We start from the raw sequence: 16,674 nt of genomic DNA on the forward strand, positions 1-16,674 counted from the left end.
GCCTTCCGGCCGGCATCCGGCACCGGGTATCCAAACGTTCACACGTGCGACGTGCCGATGCTGCGAGGCACAATGGCATGCCATGAACATTGTGATCCTCGACGACTACCAGGACGCCGTGCGCAAGCTGCAGTGCGCTGCCAAGCTGGACGCTTACGCCGCCAAGGTCTACACCAACACGGTCAAAGGCATCGGTCAGCTGTCGGTTCGCCTCAAGGATGCGGACGTCATCGTGCTCATCCGCGAGCGCAGCCAGATCTCCCGCCAGCTGATCGAGAAGCTGCCCAAGCTCAAGCTGATTTCCCAGACCGGTCGCGTCGGCGGCCACATCGACGTCACGGCCTGCACCGAACGCGGTGTGGCGGTGGCCGAGGGCTCGGGCTCGCCGCAGGCGCCCGCCGAACTCACCTGGGCGCTGATCATGGCGGCCATGCGCCGCCTGCCGCAGTACATCAGCAACCTCAAGCACGGGGCCTGGCAGCAGTCGGGCCTCAAGTCGGCGTCGATGCCGCCGAATTTCGGCGTGGGCTCGGTGCTCAAGGGCAAGACGCTGTGCATCTGGGGCTACGGCCGCATCGGCCAGCTGGTGGCGCGCTACGGACAGGCCTTCGGCATGCAGGTGGTGATCTGGGGCCGCGAGGCCAGCTGCGCCAAGGCGCGCTCCGACGGCTTCCAGGTGGCGCAGAACCGCCACGAATTCTTTGCCGCCGCCGACGTGCTGTCGGTGCACCTGCGGCTCAACGAGGACACCCAGGGTCTCGTCAAGCTCGAAGACCTCTCGCGCATGAAGCCGACGGCGCTGTTCGTCAACACCTCGCGCGCCGAGCTGGTCGAGGCCGACGCCCTGTTGGCTGCGCTCAACCGCGGCCGTCCCGGACTGGCGGCCATCGACGTGTTCGAGAGCGAGCCGCCGCTGCAGGGCCATGCGCTGCTGCGCCTCGAGAACTGCATCTGTACGCCGCACATCGGCTACGTCGAGCAGGAAAGCTACGAAAGCTACTTCGGCCAGGCGTTCGACAACGTCGTGAGCTTCATCAAGGGCAATCCCACGAACATCGTGAACCCCGGCGCGCTGCAGGTCCGGCGGTGAACGCATGAGCCGGCCCGCGCCGCAGCGAGGCGCGCTCTGGGCGCTGCTGGCCGGCAATTTCGTGATCGGCACGGGCGTGATGGTCGTGCCGGGCACCCTCAATGAGATCAGCGCCTCCTTGGCCATCAAGGTCGCCACCGCAGGCCAGCTGATCAGCGCGGCCGCCTTCGTGATGTGTCTGGGCGCCCCGCTGCTGGCCGCCGCGGTCGCCGGCTGGGACCGCCGCAAGCTGCTGGCCCTCACCCTGCTCTGGTACGCCGCGGGGCACGTCGCCGCGGCGCTCGTGCCCAGCTTCGGCGCGCTGCTGCCGGTGCGCATGCTGACGGTGATCGCGCCCGCCATCTTCACGCCCCAGGCCGCGGCCTGCGCCGGCATGCTGGTGCCGCCCGAGCAGCGCGGGCGCGCCGTCACCTTCGTCTTTCTCGGCTGGTCGGTGGCCTCGGTACTGGGCCTGCCGATCGGCGCGCTGATCGGCGGCCACCTGGGCTGGCGCATGGCCTTCATGGCCATCGCGGCGCTCAGCGTCGTGAGCGCCGCCTCGGTCTGGCTCACGCTGCCCAACGGCATCCGGCCCGCCGCGCTCACGGCCGCCGCCTGGTCGCGCGTGCTGCGCAGCCCGGTGCTGATGGGCATCGTGTCGGTCACGGCGCTGCAGGGCGTCGGCCAGTTCGTGCTGTTCAGCTATTTCGGCCCGCTGCTCAAGCAGGGCTTCGGCGCCGATGCCAACACGCTGAGCCTGATGTGGGCGCTGTTCGGCGCCTTCGGCCTGTTGGGCAACATGGTGGTGAGTCGCTACATCGACCGCGTCGGCGCCGGGCGCATGGTGCTCCTGACGACCGGGCTGATCGCGCTGAGCCTGCTGCTGTGGCCGCTGGCCAGCACGCTGGCATGGCTCGCCGTGGTGCTCGTGCCCTGGGGTCTGGGCTGCTTTGCCACCAACTCCTCGCAGCAGGCGCGCCTCGTGGGGCTGGCGCCCGCCCTGGCGCCGGGCTCGGTGGCGCTCAACAGCTCGGGCATCTACATCGGCCAGGCCCTGGGTGCGGCGCTGGGCGGCTGGCTGCTGGCGAACGACGCCACCGAGTGGATGAGCCGGGTCGGTTTTGCACTGATGTTGCTGGCGATGGGACTGAGCATCGCCATCGACCGCAGCCGCCGCCCGGCCTGAATCCGATGCCCCGCGTAACACCCGGGGCGCGGGCCTCCCGCGAGATTGCAAAATCGGAGCTTTCGTCCGTGTCGCGCACCCGCGCCGGCGCGGCCGCCCCAGACACCCACCAACCCATGAGAACCCTGATCCCATGACAGTGAACTACCCCCGAATCGGCGTGATCGGCGCCGGCGCCATGGGGCGCGGCATCGCGCAGATCGCCGTCCAGGCCGGCAGCGAAGTGCTGCTGCTCGACAGCTTCGCAGACGCCGCCGAGCGTGGCCGCGAGGCCCTCGCCGCCCAATGGAACAAGCTCCACGAGAAGGGCAAGATCGACGCCCCCACGCGCGACGCCTACGTGGCGCGCGTGAAGGCGGTCGACGGCATGCAGGCGCTCGCGGGCTGCGACCTCGTGGTCGAGGCGGTCGTCGAAAACCTCGAGGTCAAGCGCACGCTGTTCCGCGAGCTCGAAGACGTGGTCGCGCCCACGGCCACGCTGGTCACCAACACCTCGTCGCTGTCGGTCACGGCCATCGCGGCCGGCCTGCAGCACCCCGCGCGCTTTGCGGGCTTTCACTTCTTCAACCCCGTGCCGCTGATGAAGGTGGTCGAGGTGGTGGCGGGCTTCAAGACCTCGCCCGAGGTCTGCCAGAAGCTGGCCGGCTATGCCACGCAGATGGGCCACAGCGCCGTGCAGGCGCAGGACACGCCCGGCTTCATCGTCAACCACGCGGGCCGCGGCTACGGCACCGAGGCGCTGCGCATCGTCGGCGAAGGCGTGGCCGACTTCGCCACCATCGACCGCATCCTGAAGGACCAGGCGGGTTTTCGCCTCGGCCCGTTCGAGCTGCTCGACCTCACGGCACTCGACGTGTCGCACCCGGTGATGGAGTCGATCTACCACCAGTACTTCGAAGAGCCGCGCTTCCGACCCAGCGTGATCACCGCGCAGCGCCTGGCCGCCGGCGCGCTGGGCCGCAAGACCGGCGAAGGCTTCTACCGCTACGACAACGGCGTGATGCAGCAAACGCCCGAAGCGCCGGCGCCGGTGATCGAAGGCACGCCCGCGGTCTGGGTGTCGCCGCGCGCCGCGCGCCGCGCCGAGCTGCTGCGCCTGGTGAACACGCTGGGTGCGCAGATCGACAGCGGCAGCGCTCCCGCACCGCAGTCGATCATCCTGGTCGCGCCGCTGGGCTTCGACGTGACGACGGTCGCGGCCGTCGAGCGGCTGGACGCCACGCGCACCGTCGGCATCGACATGCTGATCGACGACGCCGCCACCAAGCGCCGCGTGCTCGCCACCAACCCGGCCACGCGCCGCGACGTGCGCGACGCCGCGCATGCCCTGTTCGCGCGCGACGGCAAGGCCGTGAGCGTCATCCGCGACAGCGGCGGCTTCGTCACGCAGCGCGTGATCGGCGCCATCGTCAACATCGCCGCCGACATGTGCCAGCAGCGCGTGTGCACGCCGGCCGACCTCGAGACCGCCGTGCAGCTGGGCCTGGGCTATCCGCGCGGCCCGCTCGCCATGGGCAACCTCTACGGACCGACCAACATGCTCGAGGTGCTGTTCAACCTGCAGACCGTGTATGGCGACCCGCGCTATCGCCCGAGTCCGTGGCTGCGCCGCCGCGGCGCGCTGGGCCTGAGCCTGTTGCACGAAGAAGAATAAGCACGCACACCATGACCGCCGAACTCAAGAGCACCAGCGAAGGCAGCACCATGGTGCTGACCATCGTCAACCCGACCCAGCGCAATGCACTGGGCCCCGAGATCTATGCCGCCGGCATCGAGGCGCTGAACGGCGCCGAGAGCAGCGACGAGATCCGCAGCGTCGTCATCGTGGGCGAAGGCGCCTGGTTCTGCGCCGGCGGCTCGCTGCAGCGGCTGCTGGCCAACCGCCAGCTCGACCGCTCGGTGCAGGCCGAGAGCATCGAGGGCCTGCACAACTGGATCGACTCGATCCGCACCTTCCCCAAGCCGGTGATCGCGGCCGTCGAGGGCGCGGCGGCCGGCGCCGGCTTCTCGCTCGCGCTGGCCTGCGACTTCGTCGTGGCCGCGCGCGACGCCGTGTTCGCGGCCTCGTACAGCAACGTGGCGCTGTCGCCCGACGGCGGCCTCAGCTGGCACCTCGGGCAGGCGCTGCCGCGCCAGCTGGCGAGCGAATGGCTGATGAACGGCGAGCGCATCGAGGCCGCGCGCCTGCATGCCTTCGGCCTCGTCAACGAGCTCACCGACAGCGGACAGGCGCTGGCCGGTGCGCTGGCCCTGGCCACCCGCCTGAACGCGCGCGCGCCGAACTCGCTGGCCAGTATCAAGGAGCTGCTGAGCGACGCGCGCGGCGCCACGCTGGCGTCGCAGCTATCGCAGGAGCGCGATCATTTCGTGCGCAACCTGCACCACGCGAACGCGGGCATCGGCATCGCCGCGTTCCTCGACAAGACACCGCCACGCTACGAGTGACGCCTGACGGCGTCGCTCTTGAGACACCCCACAGCTTTTCAGTCGCCGAGAGGACAGACCATGGACGACCCCATTCTTACCATCGAAGAACGTGAAGCGATCAACAGTGGTCGCTGGTTTTCTTCCCTATCTCCATCGCTACGGCACGACATCCTCCGATGCGCCTTTGTCAAACGCTACAAGGACGGCGACCTGCTCGCCGCGCGCGGCGACCCGCCCGAGCACTGGATCGCCTGTGCCAAGGGGGCGTTGCGCGTGAGCTCGACCGCGGTGTCGGGCAAGCAGGTGACGCTGACCTACGTCGAACCGGGCATCTGGTTCGGCGACGTGGCGATGTTCGACGGGGAACGGCGCACGCACGACACGTACTCGCACGGCGACACCACCGTGCTGTGCGTGGCGCGGGCCGACTTCCAGAAGATCCTGGCCACGCACGTCGAGCTGTACGAAGCGCTGATGCGGCTGCAGGCGCGCCGCATCCGCACGCTGTTCGGGCTGGTGGAAGACCTCAACACCCTGCCCTTGCGCGCACGCCTGGCCAAGCAGCTCATCCATCTGGTGCGCAGCTACGGTGTGCCCAACCTGGACGACGGCAGCCAGACGCGCATCGGCCTGCAACTGGCGCAGGAAGAACTCGCGCAGCTGCTCGGCGCCTCGCGCCAGCGGGTCAACCAGGAACTCAAGACGATGGAGCGCGAGGGCACCATCCGGATCGAGCCGGCCGGACTGGTCGTGCTGGACCGCTCGGCGCTGATGCACATCTCTGAAGCAGACAACTAAAAAGATTCGACATGAGCCAGGACTTCTCCAGTTTCATCGGCACCCGCGCGGTGTCCCAACAGCACACCTTCGACGTGGACGCGCTCGCGGCCTGGCTCGAAAAGAACCTCGAGGGCTTCCAGGGTCCGTTGACGGTCGAGATGTTCAAGGGCGGCCAGTCGAACCCGACCTACAAGCTCGTCACGCCCACGCAGAGCTACGTGATGCGCGCCAAGCCCGGTCCGGTCGCCAAGCTGCTGCCCTCGGCCCATGCGGTCGAGCGCGAATACAAGGTGATGCGCGGCCTGCAGGGCACCGACGTGCCCGTGCCGCGCATGCACTGCCTGTGCGAAGACGAGGCCATCATCGGCCGCGCCTTCTACATCATGGAGTTCATGCAGGGCCGCGTGCTGTGGGACCAGTCGCTGCCCGGCTTCAGCAACGCCGAACGCGCCGCCTACTACGACGAGATGAATCGCGTCATCGCGGCGCTGCACACGGTCGACTTCGCCGCCCGCGGCCTGGGCGACTATGGCAAGCCCGGCAACTACTTCGAGCGCCAGATCGGCCGCTGGAGCAAGCAGTACAAGGCCTCGGCCGATGGCGCCGGCGAACTGTCGCAGCCCATCGAGGCCATGGTGCGCCTGATCGACTGGCTGCCCGCCCACATGCCGGCGAGCGCACGCGACGAGAGCAAGGTCTCCATCGTGCATGGCGACTACCGCCTGGACAACGTGATGTTCCACGCCACCGAGCCGCGGATCATCGCGGTGCTCGACTGGGAGCTCTCCACGCTGGGCCATCCGCTGGCCGACTTCAGCTACCACTGCATGTCGTGGCACATGCCCCCCACCACCGGCCGCGGCATCGGCGGCGTGGACGTGGCGGCGCTGGGCATTCCCACCGAGAGCGAATACATCCGCCGCTACTGCGAGCGCACGAGCATCAGCACGCCCGAGGCGCTGGCGCCCGACTGGAATTTCTACCAGGCCTACAACCTGTTTCGCATGGCCGCCATCCTGCAGGGCATTGCGAAACGCGTCGAAGCCGGTACCGCATCGAGCGAGCAAGCCGTGGCGTCCGCCCGTGGCGCACGGCCGATGGCCGAGATGGCCTGGCAATTTGCCCAAAAGGCATAGCCAGCCCTCCCCCTTAACCCCACCAGGAGACAGCATGGATTTCGAATATTCGGCCAAAACCAAGGAGCTTCAGAAGCGCGTTCTCGCCTTCATGGAAGACCACATCTACCCGGCCGAAGCCGAGTACAGCGCCGAACTGGCCGCCAACACGGTCGCCGGCAAGCGCTGGAGCGCCCTGCAGACCGTCGAGAAGCTCAAGGCCAAGGCCAAGGCGCAAGGCCTGTGGAACCTGTTCCTGCCGGTCGACAGCGCCTCGGCCTCCGGCTATGAGGGTGCGGGCCTGACCAATCAGGAATACGCCCCGCTGGCCGAGATCATGGGCCGGGTGCCATGGGCCTCCGAAGCCTTCAACTGCTCGGCCCCCGACACCGGCAACATGGAAACCATCGCCCGCTACGGCTCGGAAGAGATCAAGGCGCGCTGGCTCAAGCCGCTGCTCGAAGGCCAGATCCGCTCGGCCTTCGCGATGACCGAACCCGACGTCGCCTCCAGCGATGCCACCAACATCGCCACCCGCATCGAGCGCCAGGGCGACGAGTACGTCATCAACGGCCACAAGTGGTGGATCTCCGGTGCCGCCGATCCGCGCTGCGCCGTGTTCGTCACCATGGGCAAGACCGACCCCGAGGCGCCCAAGCACTCGCAGCAGAGCATGGTCATCGTGCCGGCCGATGCCAAGGGCATCCGCATCGTGCGTCCGCTGAACGTGATGGGCTACGACGACGCGCCGCACGGCCACGTCGAGATGTACTTCGAGAACGTGCGCGTGCCCGTCGGCAACATCCTGCTGGGCGAAGGCCGCGGCTTCGAGATCGCCCAAGGCCGCCTTGGCCCCGGACGCATCCACCACTGCATGCGCCTGATCGGCCTGGCCGAGCGCGCGCTCGAACTGATGTGCAAGCGCGCCTCGTCGCGCGTGGCCTTCGGCAAGACCGTCGCCTCGCAGACCGTCACGCAGGAACGCATCGCCGAAGCGCGCTGCAAGATCGACATGGCCCGCCTGCTCACGCTGAAGGCCGCCTGGCTGATGGACGTGGCCGGCAACAAGGTCGCGCGCACCGAGATCGCCATGATCAAGGTGGTGGCGCCCACCATGGCCTGCCAGGTCATCGACTGGGCCATGCAGGTCCACGGCGGCGGCGGCATGTGCGACGACTTCCCGCTGGCCTCGGCCTATGCGCAGGCACGCACGCTGCGCTTTGCCGACGGTCCGGACGAAGTGCACCGCAACGCGATCGCCAAGTGGGAGCTGGGCAAGTACGCCGCCGACAAGTCGGGTGCCACCGCCGACGCGCCTGTCACGCGCTTCTGATCCGGAAAAAAGAAAGGGCGCGATCGCCGCGCCCTTCTCTTTCCAATCTGGCCATGCCGCCTACGCCTTGCGCGTCGGCGGCATTTTTATTTACCGCATTCGGTCAGAGCTTCTTCTGCAGGAAGACGGCGTGGCCGAATTCCGGGTCGAGCTGGTAGCTGACGAAGCCCTCGCGCTCGTAGCTGCGCAGCGCGGGCGCGTTGCCCGACAGCACCTCGAGCGTGAGCTTGCAGGCGCCGCGCCGGCGGGCTTCCTGCTCAACCTGCGCGAACATCTGCTGCGCCACGCGCTGGCCGCGGTGGCTGGCGCGCACGACCACGTCGTGCACATTCACCAGTGGCTGGCAGGCGAAGGTCGAAAAACCTTCGATGCAGTTGATCAGGCCGACGGGCGTGTCGCCGTCGAAGGCCAGCACGCTGAACGCCTGCGGACGCGCCGCCAGCGCGGCAGGCAGGCCTTCGCGCACCGATGCGGGCAACGGCGTGCCGCCGCCGGCGGGGTCGCGCGCGTAGCTGTCGAGCAACTCGACCAGCGCCGCCGCTTGCAGCGGATCGCGGTAGTCGGCCAGGCGGATTTCGATGCGGCCCGCCGTCGTCATGTGGCGGGCTTGAGCGTGGCCGCGAGGCGCTCGGCGCAAGACTGCGATTGCTTCGGATCGCGCGCCTCGACCATCACGCGCACCAGCGGCTCGGTGCCACTCGCACGGATCAGCACGCGGCCCGCATCGCCCAGTTCGGCTTCGATGCGCTTGGTTTCGCTGGCGAGCGCCTGGTTGCTCTTCCAGTCCTGGCCGGGCGCGAGGCGCACGTTGATCAGCGTCTGCGGGAACAGCGTGACGCCTTCGAGCAGTTGTGCCACCGTCTTGCCGCTGCGCACGCAGGCCTGCAGCACCTGCAGCGCGCTGACGATGCCGTCGCCCGTGGTGTGGCGGTCGAGCGCCAGCAGGTGGCCGGAGCCTTCGCCGCCGAGCAGCCAGCCGCGCTTGTCGAGCTCCTCGAGCACGTAGCGGTCGCCGACCTTGGCGCGCACGAACTCGATGTCCTGCGCGCGCAGGGCCATCTCGACGGCCTTGTTGGTCATCAGCGTGCCGACCACGCCCGCCGGCTTCTCGCCGCGCGCGACGCGTTCGGCCACCATCAGGTACAGCAGCTCGTCGCCGTTGAACAGGCGGCCGCTGGCGTCGACCAGCTGCAGCCGGTCGGCGTCGCCGTCCAGCGCGATGCCGTAGTCCGCCTTCTGCGCCGTCACCGTGGCAACCAGTGCCTCGGGATGCGTGGCGCCGAAACCCTTGTTGATGTTGAGCCCGTCGGGCGCACAGCCGATGCTGGTGACGTCCGCGCCGAGTTCGTGGAACACGTTTGGCGCCACCTGGTAGGCCGCGCCGTGGGCGGCATCGACCACCAGCTTCATGCCGCGCAGCGACAGGTCGTTGGCGAAGGTGCTCTTGCAGAACTCGATGTAGCGGCCGTCCGCGTCGTTGAGGCGGCGGGCCTTGCCCAGGTTGGCCGAATCCACCCAGACGGGCTCTTCTTCGAGCGCGGCCTCGACGGCCAGCTCCCAGGCGTCGTCGAGCTTGGTGCCCTGCGCGCTGAAGAACTTGATGCCGTTGTCGGGAAAGGCGTTGTGGCTGGCGCTGATCACCACGCCCAGGCTGGCGCGCTGGGCGCGCGTGAGGTAGGCCACGCCCGGCGTGGGCAGCGGGCCGAGCAGCACCACGTCGACGCCGGCGGAGTTGAAGCCCGACTCGAGCGCCGACTCGAGCATGTAGCCCGAGATGCGGGTGTCCTTGCCGATCAGCACCGTGGGACGGGCCTGGGTTTTCTTGAGCACGCGGCCGACGGCGTGCGCGAGGCGCAGCACGAAATCGGGGGTGATGGGCGATTGGCCGACCGTGCCGCGGATGCCGTCGGTGCCGAAATACTTACGGGTCATGTTGTTGCTCTTTGAAGGTGTTCTTGCGGTGCTTCCGCGCGCATGGCACGCCATACGGCGAGGGCGGCGACGGTGTCGCGAACGTCGTGCACCCGCACGACCGCTGCACCCCGGTCCACGGCCAGCACGGCGGCTGCCACGCTGGGCACGGTACGCCCGGATGCATTGTCGATGCCGGTGACGGCCCCGATGGAGGACTTGCGGGACCAACCTAGCAACAAGGGGTAACCGGTTGCCAACAATTCCCGCTGTCGGCCGAGGAGTGCGAAGTTCTGCGCCACGCTCTTGCCGAAACCGACGCCCGGATCGAGCGTGATGCGCGCAGGGTCGATACCCAGCGCCGTCAGGGGCGCCAGTTGTGCGTCCCAGAAAGCCAGCACCTCGGGAATCACGTCGCCCTGCATCGGCAGCGCCTGCATGGTCTGCGGGTCGCGGTGCATGTGCATCAGGCAGATGCCGCAGGTCGGGTGCGCCGCCACGGCCTCGCGCGCGCCGGGTTGGCGCAGCGCCCAGATGTCGTTGACGATGTCCGCGCCCAGGTCGAGCACGGCGCGCATCACCTCGGGCTTGTAGGTGTCGATGGACAGCGGCACGTTCAGCTTCACCGCCTCGCGCACCACGGGCAGCACGCGCGCCAGCTCGGCGTCCAGCGGCACGGCGGGGCTGCCGGGGCGGGTCGATTCACCGCCGATGTCGAGGATGTCGGCGCCCTCCTTCAGCAGCTGCTCGCAGTGCTTCAGCGCCGTCTCGGTCGACGCGTGCGCGCCGCCATCGGAGAAGGAATCGGGCGTGACGTTGACGATGCCCATCACGCGCGGCTGCGCGAGGTCAATCCTGAAACGCGAGGTCTGCCAAACCGCACCATCTGGCTCACCATGGAAAACGGGGCCAGGGGCCCCGTTTTTGCTTGATTTCAAGCCCACCTCAAGCGGCGGTCGGCGCCGGGTCAGGATTGACGGCCGGCGTGCCACCACTGCCGCCGCTGCCCGAAGGCGGAATGCGCGGCGTCCAGTCCTTGGGCGGACGCGGTGCGCGGCCGGCCATGATGTCGTCGAGCTGTTCGCTGTCGATGGTTTCCCATTCGAGCAGCGCCTTGGCCATGGCGTGCATCTTGTCGCTGTTCTCTTCGATGAGGCGGCGCGCCAGGGCGTACTGCTCGTCGATGATGCGGCGCACCTCGCCGTCGACCTTTTCCATGGTCTGTTCGCTCATGTTCGTGGTCTTGGTGACCGAGCGGCCCAGGAACACTTCGCCTTCGTTCTCGGCATAGACCATCGGGCCCAGCGCGTCGGTCATGCCGTAGCGCGTGACCATGTCACGGGCGATGGAGGTCGCGCGCTCGAAGTCGTTGCTGGCGCCGGTGGTCATCTGGTGCATGAACACTTCTTCGGCGATGCGGCCGCCGAACAGCATGCTGATCTGGTTTAGCATGTACTCGCGGTCGTAGCTGTAACGGTCCTGCGACGGCAGGCTCATGGTCACGCCGAGGGCGCGGCCACGCGGAATGATCGTGACCTTGTGGACCGGGTCGCACTTGGGCAGCAGCTTGCCGATGAGGGCGTGGCCGGACTCGTGGTAGGCCGTGTTGCGGCGCTCTTCCTCGGGCATGACCATGCTCTTGCGCTCGGGGCCCATGAAGATCTTGTCCTTGGCCTTCTCGAAGTCCTGCATCTCGACCACGCGCGCATTGCGGCGGGCGGCCATCAGGGCGGCTTCGTTGCACAGGTTGGCCAGGTCGGCACCCGACATGCCGGGCGTGCCGCGGGCAATGACGCTCGGGTTCACGTCCTGGCCCAGCGGGACCTTGCGCATGTGGACGGCCAGGATCTGTTCGCGGCCGCGGATGTCGGGCAGCGTGACGTACACCTGACGATCGAAACGGCCCGGACGCAGCAGAGCAGCGTCCAGGATGTCCGGGCGGTTGGTGGCAGCCACGACGATCACGCCGAGGTTGGTTTCGAAGCCGTCCATCTCGACCAGCATCTGGTTGAGGGTCTGCTCGCGCTCGTCGTTGCCGCCGCCGAGGCCGGCGCCGCGCTGGCGACCCACCGCATCGATTTCGTCGATGAAGATGATGCAGGGCGCGTTCTTCTTGGCGTTCTCGAACATGTCGCGCACGCGGGCCGCACCCACGCCGACGAACATTTCAACGAAGTCGGAACCCGAGATCGAGAAGAACGGCACCTTGGCTTCGCCGGCGATCGACTTGGCCAGCAGCGTCTTGCCGGTGCCCGGAGGGCCGACCAGCAGCAGGCCGCGCGGAATACGGCCGCCGAGCTTCTGGAAGCGTTGCGGGTCTTTCAGGAAGTCGACGACTTCACGGACTTCTTCCTTGGCTTCGTCGCAGCCTGCGACGTCGGCGAAAGTCACCGTGTTGTTGTTCTCGTCCATCATGCGGGCCTTGCTCTTGCCGAAGCTGAACGCCCCGCCCTTGCCGCCGCCCTGCATCTGGCGCATGAAGTAGATCCACACGCCGATCAGCAGCAGCATCGGGCCCCAGCTGACCAGCAAGGTCATGAGGAGCGAGCCTTCTTCGCGCGGCTTGACGTCGAACTTGACGTTGTGGTCGATCAGGTCGCCCACGAGGCCGCGGTCGAGGACCGTGGCGGTCGTGCGGATCTTGCGATCGTCGTTGGTGACGGCGACGATCTCGCCGCCGCCGGCGCCTTCAGGAATGATGGCGCTCTTGATCTGGTTGTTGCGGACCTGATCCAGGAACTCGGAATAGCTCACCGTTCCCGAGCCGACGCCACCGCGGGTGTCGAACTGCTTGAACACAGTGAACAACACCATGGCAATGACGAGCCATACGGCAACTTTGGAAAACCACTGATTGTTCAAACGAAGCTCCAGTCGAAAGCGCGTGACGGGAATATGAAATACGCGCTGAGGGTACGCAATTGCGCCCCATTTTAGGCTTTTCAAGCTGCGAAAAGCGGACATTTCCCTATAGCAGCCATAGGCTGACAAGGGTTTGCGCCCCTGGAGGGCACCCCACGGCAAGGTATCAATGCGTATCGAGCGCCTTCAATCCCCTGCCGATGAGGAAGGTCTCGGCCGATTTGTCGCGCGATGCCTTGGGCTTGAGCGGCTTCACGACGCGGAAATTGGCCTTGAACATCTTGACCAATTCGTCGTACCCGCTGCCGTGGAACACCTTCGCCACCAGTGCCCCTTCGGGCTTCATGTGGTGCTGGGCGAAGTCGATGGCCAGCTCGATCAGGTGTTCCACCCGGGCGGCGTCCGCCGAGTGGATGCCCGACAGGTTGGGCGCCATGTCCGACACCACCAGGTCGGCCTTGCGGCCGCCCAGCACCGCCAGGAGCTGCGCCAGCAGCGCGTCCTCGCGGAAATCGCCCTGCAGGAAGGTCACGCCTTCGATGGGCTCCATCGGCAGCAGGTCGAGCGAGATGATGGTGCCGTTGAGGTCGCCGACCGCCGCCCCGCCCGGCGACATGCGCCGCCGCAGGTACTGGCTCCAGGCGCCCGGGGTCGAGCCGAGGTCGACCACCAGCTGGCCGGGCTTGACCAGCCCGAGCGACTCGTCGATTTCCTTGAGCTTGTAAGCCGCGCGGGCGCGGTAGCCCTCTCTGGTCGCGAGCTTCACGTAGGGGTCGTTGATGTGGTCGTGAAGCCACGCCTTGTTGACTTTTTTGCTTTTGGCTTTGGTGCTCATGAGGGTGTTCGTGTACGCGTCGATAATACGGGGATGCCCGCCATTCAACTTACCCCTGCCGAGCGCAAGGTGCACCGCGCCGAAGCTCACCACCTGGATCCGATCGTCATGGTCGGTGGAGACGGGCTCACCCCTGCCGTGAAAAAGGAGGCCGACGCGGCCCTGAAGGCCCATGGCCTGATCAAGGTGCGCGTCTTCTCCGACGACCGCCTCGCCCGAGACGCCATGCTCCAGGAGCTCGCCGACGAGCTCGACGCCGCCCCGATCCAGCACATCGGCAAGCTGCTCGTGCTGTGGCGCCCGAAGCCCGAAAAAGAGCGTGTCATCGACGAAGACCGCATGCCCGGCCCGCGCGACGTGAAGATCGTCAAGTACAGCAAGCGCGGCGGCCAGCGCCCCGAAATCAAGACCCTGCGCGTGCTCGGCAACCAGCGCCTGACCCCCGGCGGCACCATCAAGCGCGCCAAGGCCAAGCGTCCGCTGTCGGCCAAGAAACGCAACCAGGCGGACTGAACTTGGTGGCAGCGCAAGGCGCCCAGCGCCATATCCTCTGCATGAAGTGGGGCACCAAGTACGGCCCCGAGTACGTCAACCGGCTCTACGCCATGGTGCGCCGCCACCTCAGCGGCGACTTCAAGTTCGTCTGCCTGACCGACGACGGCAACGGCATCCGCCCCGAAGTGACGTGCCTGCCCATTCCACCGCTCAACCTCCAGCTGGCCCCGGGCCAGCGCGACGGCGCCTGGAAGAAGCTCACGACCTTCCAGCAGGACCTGCACGGCCTGCGCGGCACCGCCCTCTTCCTGGACGTCGACGTGGTCATCGTCGGCAGCCTGGACGCCTTCTTCGAGCAGCCCGGCGAATTCCTGATCATTCACGACTACGCCCGCCCCTGGCGGCGCGAGCGGATCACGGGCAATTCATCGGTCTACCGCTTCGAACTGGGTGCCCATGCCGACGTGCTGGCGTACTTCCGCGCCAACATGGACAAGGTGCAGGCCGAATACCGCAACGAGCAGGCCTACCTGTCGGACGTGCTGCACAAGCAGGGCAAGCTGGCCTACTGGCCGGCCGCCTGGTGCCCGAGCTTCAAGTACCACGGCATCCCGACCTGGCCGACCAACTACTGGGAAGAGCCCTTCGTGCCCGAAGGCGCCCGTGTGATGGTGTTCCACGGCGAGTGCAACCCGCCCGATGCGCTGGCGGGACGGCGCAACCGCGCCTTCCGCTACATCCGGCCGGCGAGCTGGGTCGCCAAGCACTGGAAAGAGTAAAGCTGGAGGGCGGCCGATGTGTGTCGCCGCCCCGGTTCAGCGTGGCGCCCGGGCGGCGCCGCCCATGCGCCACAGCAACGTGCCGGCGCACGCCCACTGAACGAAATACATGCCGGTGCCCACGGCATGCCACAGCTTGAGGTTGTCGCGCGCCACGATGCGCGGCGCCACGGCGTACTGCTGCAACAGCGCCAGCAGCAACGCCGCCAGCACCAGGAAGATGGCCGTCAACACCGGTTGGGTCATGCCATCGTCGGCCTTCTGGCGGAAATGGATCAGCAGGATCAGCCCGCAGCCGATGGCGATCCAGCTTTGCGCCTCGAACAGCTGGGCCGCGAAATTGCCGGCCACCGCCGGGTTGCCGAGCCGGGCGAACAGCATCGGCACGACCAGGAAGCCGATGGTGCTGAGGCTGCCCCACCAGAGGGCCGCCAGCATCAGCGCGACGCGGTCTTTCATTCGCCCATTCAGAGGTAGCGGACCGCCACGATCTCGTAGCGCTTGAGGCCACCCGGCGCCTGCACTTCGGCCGTGTCGCCCTCTTCCTTGCCGATCAGCGCGCGTGCGATCGGGCTGGAGATGTTGATCAGGCCGAGCTTCAGGTCGGCTTCGTCTTCGCCCACGATCTGGTACTTGACGGCATCGCCCGACTCTTCTTCTTCGAGTTCGACGGTCGAACCGAACACCACCTTGCCGCCGGCATCGAGCTCGCTCGGGTCGATGATCTGCGCGGCCGAAAGCTTGCCTTCGACTTCCTGGATGCGGCCCTCGATGAAGCCCTGGCGGTCCTTGGCGACTTCGTACTCGGCGTTTTCGCTCAGGTCGCCCTGGGCGCGTGCCTCGGAAATGGCGTTGATGACCCAGGGACGGTCGACCGTCTTGAGCTGATGCAGTTCGGCGCGCAGTTTTTCAGCGCCGCGCTTGGTGATCGGAATGGTGGCCATGTTGTTGGTTCTCCATAAAGCGAAACCGCCGAACGCTGCCGTTCGGCGGTCGATTGAGGGAATTGATCAGACGAGTGTGCGTCCGGTCAGCCGGCTCAGGATGGCGAGCGGGCTCGATTCGGGATTGTATTGCTTCGATGCGGCCAGATGAAGGGTCTGCTCGAGCATGTACTGGCCTGCCATCACGGCGTGCGAGGTCTGGTCCGAGAAGCACACCCACACCGAACCCGGCGGGAATTTCGCCGTTTCCTGCGGCGAGTTTTCCTGGTACGCCATGTCCGACTTCATGCCGTCGTGCAGCTGCAGCATCAGGTGGTCGTACTCGCTGCGGAACGACTTGGTGACGTGCAGCGCCTGCAACAGCTTGGCCTGCCAGCGCGCATAGGGCTTGGCCCGCGGCAGGAAGCGTTTGGCGATGTCCTCGAAAGGCTCGCCCACGCGCCACACGCGCGATGCGCCGTCAGGATTGACGTTGGTGAACACGCGCAGGATGCGCTCGCCGTAGTTGGGGCGCGACGGGAATGCATCGACGTGCAGGCGCCGGTCGTCGGCGCGCCACGACTGCACGCGCGTCTCGACCTGGGCCGGCCGGTAGCTGGTCGGCGCCAGGCGCAAGGCCGGCGTGTAGTGCGGCAGCAGCCCATGGATGAGCTGCTGCGCCTGCGTGCGAAAACGCTTCACCATCGCCGCCGCGGCGCGCTGCACCGCCTCGTCGCCCACGGCGCCCTTGAGCTTGCCATGGGCATCGAGGCTGATGTTGCGCACATCGGGCGACAGCAGGCTGGGCGTCAGCAGGCTGCGCTCTTCAGGCCGCAGCTCGAAGCCCAGCCGCGGGAAGTACAGCACCTTGCCGGCCTCCAGCTCCGCGATCCACGCCTCGTTGGGCGTGGCCGCGTTCCAGTCAGTCAGGTCCAGTTCGACCAGCTGCGTTTCCATGG

Annotated in this window: 17 protein-coding genes; 9 read left to right on the forward strand and 8 right to left on the reverse strand. The window is 67.4% G+C overall.

Going from position 1 to position 16,674, the window contains the following annotated elements; all coding sequences use genetic code 11:
* Window positions 1–82 precede the first annotated feature (82 nt).
* The 7 genes from VBO01S_RS05305 (at window position 83) to VBO01S_RS05335 (ending at window position 7,910) form a co-directional block, all read left to right on the forward strand.
* A complete protein-coding gene (locus tag VBO01S_RS05305; protein ID WP_062471528.1) occupies window positions 83–1,090 on the forward strand; it encodes a D-2-hydroxyacid dehydrogenase family protein in 1,008 nt (335 codons plus the stop codon).
* A 4-nt stretch (window positions 1,091–1,094) separates the two neighbouring features.
* A complete protein-coding gene (locus tag VBO01S_RS05310) occupies window positions 1,095–2,255 on the forward strand; it encodes an MFS transporter (protein WP_062471531.1) in 1,161 nt (386 codons plus the stop codon).
* A 133-nt stretch (window positions 2,256–2,388) separates the two neighbouring features.
* Window positions 2,389–3,909 carry a 3-hydroxyacyl-CoA dehydrogenase gene (locus VBO01S_RS05315; protein WP_062471534.1) on the forward strand — a complete coding sequence of 507 codons (1,521 nt, stop codon included), beginning with the start codon at window positions 2,389–2,391 and terminating at the stop codon, window positions 3,907–3,909.
* Window positions 3,910–3,920: 11 nt separating this feature from the next.
* On the forward strand, window positions 3,921–4,700 hold the full coding sequence (locus VBO01S_RS05320; protein WP_062471537.1) for an oxepin-CoA hydrolase, alternative type: 780 nt from the start codon (window positions 3,921–3,923) through the stop codon (window positions 4,698–4,700).
* 60 nt (window positions 4,701–4,760) lie between these two features.
* The gene (locus VBO01S_RS05325) at window positions 4,761–5,480 is read left to right on the forward strand and encodes a Crp/Fnr family transcriptional regulator (RefSeq protein WP_062471540.1); all 720 of its coding nucleotides are present in this window, start codon (window positions 4,761–4,763) and stop codon (window positions 5,478–5,480) included.
* Between the two features lie 11 nt (window positions 5,481–5,491).
* Window positions 5,492–6,598 (forward strand): phosphotransferase, encoded by a 1,107-nt coding sequence (locus tag VBO01S_RS05330; protein WP_062471543.1) that lies wholly within the window; start codon window positions 5,492–5,494, stop codon window positions 6,596–6,598.
* A 34-nt stretch (window positions 6,599–6,632) separates the two neighbouring features.
* Entirely contained in the window at window positions 6,633–7,910 is a 1,278-nt protein-coding gene (locus tag VBO01S_RS05335; protein WP_062471546.1) for an acyl-CoA dehydrogenase family protein, read from the forward strand.
* A gap of 103 nt (window positions 7,911–8,013) precedes the next feature.
* Here the strand turns inward: VBO01S_RS05335 and VBO01S_RS05340 are convergent, their stop codons facing one another.
* The 5 genes from VBO01S_RS05340 to VBO01S_RS05360 all read right to left on the reverse strand — a co-directional run bounded on the left by VBO01S_RS05340 (window position 8,014) and on the right by VBO01S_RS05360 (window position 13,518).
* Window positions 8,014–8,508 (reverse strand): GNAT family N-acetyltransferase, encoded by a 495-nt coding sequence (locus tag VBO01S_RS05340; RefSeq protein WP_062471549.1) that lies wholly within the window; start codon window positions 8,506–8,508, stop codon window positions 8,014–8,016.
* Complete coding sequence (gene glmM, locus VBO01S_RS05345; RefSeq protein ID WP_062471552.1) at window positions 8,505–9,842, reverse strand: phosphoglucosamine mutase; 1,338 nt, start codon at window positions 9,840–9,842, stop codon at window positions 8,505–8,507. Before glmM ends, VBO01S_RS05340 begins: the two co-directional genes overlap by 4 nt.
* On the reverse strand, window positions 9,839–10,651 hold the full coding sequence (gene folP / locus VBO01S_RS05350) for a dihydropteroate synthase (RefSeq protein ID WP_062471555.1): 813 nt from the start codon (window positions 10,649–10,651) through the stop codon (window positions 9,839–9,841). The genes glmM and folP overlap by 4 nt, the downstream gene beginning before the upstream one ends.
* Window positions 10,652–10,766: 115 nt before the next feature.
* Entirely contained in the window at window positions 10,767–12,683 is a 1,917-nt protein-coding gene (gene ftsH, locus VBO01S_RS05355) for an ATP-dependent zinc metalloprotease FtsH (protein ID WP_062471558.1), read from the reverse strand.
* A 166-nt stretch (window positions 12,684–12,849) separates the two neighbouring features.
* Window positions 12,850–13,518 (reverse strand): RlmE family RNA methyltransferase, encoded by a 669-nt coding sequence (locus VBO01S_RS05360; protein WP_062471561.1) that lies wholly within the window; start codon window positions 13,516–13,518, stop codon window positions 12,850–12,852.
* Window positions 13,519–13,551: 33 nt separating this feature from the next.
* Between VBO01S_RS05360 and VBO01S_RS05365 the strand changes: the two genes are divergently transcribed.
* The gene (locus tag VBO01S_RS05365) at window positions 13,552–14,031 is read left to right on the forward strand and encodes a YhbY family RNA-binding protein (RefSeq protein ID WP_062471564.1); all 480 of its coding nucleotides are present in this window, start codon (window positions 13,552–13,554) and stop codon (window positions 14,029–14,031) included.
* A gap of 41 nt (window positions 14,032–14,072) precedes the next feature.
* Window positions 14,073–14,792 carry a glycosyltransferase gene (locus VBO01S_RS05370; protein WP_169805025.1) on the forward strand — a complete coding sequence of 240 codons (720 nt, stop codon included), beginning with the start codon at window positions 14,073–14,075 and terminating at the stop codon, window positions 14,790–14,792.
* Window positions 14,793–14,828: 36 nt separating this feature from the next.
* On the opposite strand, the gene VBO01S_RS05375 is transcribed toward VBO01S_RS05370, so the two are convergent.
* The 3 genes from VBO01S_RS05375 to kdoO form a co-directional block, all read right to left on the reverse strand.
* The gene (locus VBO01S_RS05375) at window positions 14,829–15,251 is read right to left on the reverse strand and encodes a DUF4149 domain-containing protein (protein WP_062471570.1); all 423 of its coding nucleotides are present in this window, start codon (window positions 15,249–15,251) and stop codon (window positions 14,829–14,831) included.
* An 8-nt stretch (window positions 15,252–15,259) separates the two neighbouring features.
* Window positions 15,260–15,736, reverse strand: a complete 477-nt coding sequence (gene greA, locus VBO01S_RS05380) for a transcription elongation factor GreA (RefSeq protein ID WP_056518766.1) — start codon at window positions 15,734–15,736, stop codon at window positions 15,260–15,262.
* A 66-nt stretch (window positions 15,737–15,802) separates the two neighbouring features.
* On the reverse strand, window positions 15,803–16,672 hold the full coding sequence (gene kdoO, locus VBO01S_RS05385; protein WP_062471573.1) for a Kdo hydroxylase KdoO: 870 nt from the start codon (window positions 16,670–16,672) through the stop codon (window positions 15,803–15,805).
* Between the last annotated feature and the right edge of the window lie 2 nt (window positions 16,673–16,674).

Origin of the sequence: Variovorax boronicumulans NBRC 103145 (assembly GCF_001591345.1) — a bacterium.
Lineage (GTDB): Bacteria > Pseudomonadota > Gammaproteobacteria > Burkholderiales > Burkholderiaceae_C > Variovorax > Variovorax boronicumulans.